This is a genomic window from Phenylobacterium sp., from assembly GCF_025934275.1.
Taxonomy (GTDB): Bacteria; Pseudomonadota; Alphaproteobacteria; order Caulobacterales; family Caulobacteraceae; genus Phenylobacterium.
This window is the reverse complement of sequence record NZ_JAICYI010000104.1, coordinates 1-3,957: the sequence shown is the minus strand read 5'-3', so window position 1 is coordinate 3,957 and position 3,957 is coordinate 1. Positions and strand designations below refer to the sequence as shown.

The 3,957-nt window shown below is 68.8% G+C and carries 3 protein-coding genes; 1 reads left to right on the top strand and 2 read right to left on the bottom strand.

What is annotated here, in order from left to right; all coding sequences use genetic code 11:
- On the top strand, positions 1-2,125 hold a 2,125-nt coding region (gene uvrB / locus Q0W60_RS17295; protein WP_297697322.1), incomplete at its 5' end, for an excinuclease ABC subunit UvrB.
- A 138-nt stretch (positions 2,126-2,263) separates the two neighbouring features.
- On the opposite strand, the gene Q0W60_RS17290 is transcribed toward uvrB, so the two are convergent.
- Both Q0W60_RS17290 and Q0W60_RS17285 read right to left on the bottom strand, forming a co-directional pair.
- Positions 2,264-2,761, bottom strand: coding sequence for a calcium-binding protein (locus Q0W60_RS17290; protein ID WP_297697321.1), 498 nt, complete (start codon positions 2,759-2,761; stop codon positions 2,264-2,266).
- A gap of 387 nt (positions 2,762-3,148) precedes the next feature.
- The gene (locus tag Q0W60_RS17285; protein WP_297697320.1) at positions 3,149-3,898 is read right to left on the bottom strand and encodes a hypothetical protein; all 750 of its coding nucleotides are present in this window, start codon (positions 3,896-3,898) and stop codon (positions 3,149-3,151) included.
- Between the last annotated feature and the right edge of the window lie 59 nt (positions 3,899-3,957).

The following is a 3,957-nucleotide window of genomic DNA, read 5'->3' as shown; positions in this document are numbered from 1 at the left end:
TGAGTTCGAAGTCGTTTCTGATTTTCGCCCCACCGGCGACCAGCCCGATGCAATCGAAGCGCTAGTCGATGGCCTGCAGCGCGGGTTGCACCGCGAAACCCTGCTCGGCGTCACGGGCTCCGGCAAGACCTTCACCATGGCCAAGGTGATCGAGGCGGTGCAGAAGCCGACATTGATCCTGGCGCCGAACAAAACGCTCGCGGCGCAGCTCTATGGCGAGATGAAGAGCTTCTTCCCGGACAACGCGGTGGAATACTTCGTCAGCTACTACGACTACTACCAGCCCGAGGCTTACGTGCCGCGGACCGACACCTACATCGAGAAGGACTCATCCATAAACGAGCAGATCGACCGCATGCGCCACTCGGCGACGCGGGCGATCCTGGAGCGCGACGACGTGATCATCGTGGCCTCCGTCTCCTGCATCTACGGCATCGGCTCGGTCGAGACCTACACGGCCATGACCTTCGACCTGAAGCCCGGCGAGCGGATCGACGAGAAGAAGCTGATGGCCGACCTCGTGGCGCTGCAGTACCGGCGCAACGAGCAGGCCTTTGAGCGCGGCTCGTTCCGCCGCCGCGGCGACACCATCGAGATCTTCCCCGCCCACTACGAGGACCGCGCCTGGCGCGTCGGCCTGTTCGGCGACGAGGTCGAGGCGATCACCGAGTTCGATCCCTTGACCGGCAAGAAGACCGCCGAGCTGACCGGCGTGCGCATCTACGCCAACAGCCACTACGTGACGCCGCGGCCCACGCTGAACCAGGCGATCAGCTCGATCCGCGCGGAGCTGAAGGAGCGGCTCGACTGGCTGGTCGCCAACGGCAAGCTGCTGGAAGCCCAGCGGCTGGAGCAGCGGACCACCTTCGACCTGGAGATGATCCAGGCGACCGGCTCCTGCGCCGGCATCGAGAACTACAGCCGCTACTTGACCGGCCGCCGCCCCGGCGAGCCGCCGCCGACGCTGTTCGAGTACGTGCCCGACAACGCCCTGCTGTTCGTCGACGAGAGCCACCAGACCGTGCCGCAGATCGGCGGCATGTATCGCGGCGACTACCGCCGCAAGTTCACGCTCGCCGAATACGGCTTCCGGCTGCCCTCCTGCATGGACAACCGTCCGCTCAAGTTCGAGGAGTGGGACGCCATGCGGCCGGACAGCGTCTTCGTCTCGGCGACGCCCGGGCCCTGGGAGCTGGAGCGCACCGGCGGGGTGTTCGTCGAGCAGGTTATCCGCCCGACCGGGCTGATCGACCCGCCGGTGGAGGTCAGGCCCGTCGCCAAGGACGGCTTCAGCCAGGTGGACGACGTGATCGACGAGGTGCGGGCGGCGGCGGCGCGCGGCTACCGGGCGCTGATCACGGTGCTGACCAAGAAGATGGCCGAGGACCTGACCGAGTACATGCACGAGCAGGGCCTGCGCGTGCGCTACATGCACTCCGACGTCGACACCCTGGAGCGCATCGAGATCATCCGCGACCTCAGGCTCGGCGCCTTCGACGTGCTGGTCGGCATCAACCTGCTGCGCGAGGGCCTGGACATCCCCGAATGCGGGCTGGTCGCCATCCTGGACGCCGACAAGGAGGGTTTCCTGCGCTCGGAGACCAGCCTGATCCAGACCATCGGCCGGGCGGCGCGCAACGTCGACGGCAAGGTGATCCTCTACGCCGACCAGGTGACCGGCTCGATGGAGCGGGCGATGGCCGAGACCAAGCGCCGGCGGGAGAAGCAGGCCGCCTACAACGCCGAGCACGGCATCACGCCGGCCTCCATCCGCTCCTCGATCAAGGACATCCTGGCCTCGCCCTACGAGAAGGACCACGTGCTGGTGCCGGTCGGCGTGGCCGAGGGCGGCGCGCCGTTCATCGGCGACAACTTCAAGGCGACGCTGAAGGAGCTCGAGGCGCGCATGCGCGAGGCCGCCGCCAACCTGGAGTTCGAGGAGGCCGCCCGGCTGCGCGACGAGATCAAGCGGCTGAAGCTGTTGGACCTCGAGTTCGCGGCCGATGCGCTGGCCGGCGAAGGCGAGGGCGGCGGGCGCCAGGCGGCCCGGCAGGTGCGCGCCGAGGCGCGCGCCGAGCGCGAGGCCGCATTCCGCAAGCGCGGCCGCAGCCGGCGGGGCCCCTAGCGCCGCCCCGATCATCCCCGCGCAAGCGGGGACCCAGGCTCTTTCCAATGTGGATCAAGCCTGGGCCGCTCGGGTGGCGCAGTCGCCGAAACCCAAGACCACCTGGATCCCCGCTTTCGCGGGGATGAGCGGTGAGGCTCAGAACACGTCCCACTGGGTGACGCCGGTGAGGCTCACGTTCTGCAGGACGATCGCGCCCGACACCTGGTTGTGCAGGTTGGAGTCGGCGAACACGACCACGTCGGCGCCCACCTGGACGAACACGATGTCCGCCGTGTTGGCGGTGATCGCCTGGGTCGCCTTGGCCAGCGCGCTCGCGTAGTCGGCCTCGGTGTCCTGCAGGAAGCTGTGACCCGCCAGGCTGACGCTGCCGCCGAAGCCGATGCGGTCGACGCCGGTCGTGAAGTCGGTGATGTGGTCGAGGGCGCCCTCGGTGGACGCGACCTTGCCGCTGACCAGGAACACGTCTTCGCCGGTCCCGCCGGTCAGGATGTCGGAGCCGCCGCCGCCCGCCAGCGTGTCGTTGCCGGCGCCGCCGTCCAGCGTGTCGCCGTGGCTGCCGCCCTTGAGAAAGTCATCGGCGTCCGTGCCGATGATGTCCTTGCCCTGAGGGCCATGCTGAGAACTCTTTGGCACGCCTACTCTCCCTTTCTGGGTTTGGAGGAGGTTCGCACCATCGCAACGTGGAAATAACCGTTGTTGAAGAAGGACGGTGTACTCGGCTTTACGCTGTTCTGTGCCTTGACGTGTACCAGATGGTTGACCGTGCGTTCACTATTTTTACCTGCATGTACTTCGCTTGATCCACGAATCCGCACGAACGCACACGAGCGCCGCGGCCCGACCGCACTTCATTCCGGACAACATCGTGGGGCTGTGAACTGCAGAATCCGCTGTCGATCGGCCGCGCCGTGAGGCGCGCCGACGCGGACTTCGGGAGGATTCACCTGTGAAAGAGCGGGGCGCGCGTTCGCGCTTCGTTCATTATCGCACGGCGCGGCCGCGATCGCCGAGGAATTTCGCTCAGCCGTCGTGTGCGGCCGGCTCGGCGGCGCCGCGGAGCTGGTAGAGGCGCAGGGTGACGCCGGCGGCGAGCACCGCGCCCACCGCCTTGGCGGCCGCGGCGGCGATGGCGAGCGGCGCAGCGCCGCTGGCCGCATAGCCCTTGAAGAACACCAGGGCGGGAACAAAGGGCGCGACGACCACCAGGATGAAGCCCCAGACGTAGGGCCAGACGGCCCCGCGGGTGCGCCGCCACGACTGACCGGCCGTCGCCGGCGCGCCGAACAGCCGCCCGACGGGCCACAGCTGCAGGCGGACGCCGAGCCAGATCAAGACGACGACAAGCGCAAGCTGCACGATCAGGATCGGCAGCCGCGCCACGCCGACGGGGCCCGGCGTCAGGTCGCCGATCACGCTCGGCGCCCCGCCCGAGAGGACCGAGGCCGCCCAGGTCAGGCCGACGTATTCGACGAGGCCGCGGTCGAGCCGCCAGGCGGGCGCGCCGGCCAGCACCCTGAGCGCCACGGCCGAGGCGAGGCTCGGACCCAGCGCCAGGGCGAAATCGCCGAGCTCGGCGGCCAAGGCGTGCGGCCCCGGCTCCTCAAGTCCGGTCGCGTGGCGCCAGATCGTCTGGGCGGTGAACCAGGCCGCGAAGGTGAACCACACCGGCGCCAGCGCCGCCATGTGCTCCCGCGCCAGGCGATACGCATCGCCCGCCAGCCCGCCGCCGGTCACGGTCACGGTCTCGGACGCCTCGGCGACAACCGTCACTCGAGCCCCTCCCTTTCCCCACCGGAGGCTGCCTGCGGCGCCGCCTGGCGTCAAGACCG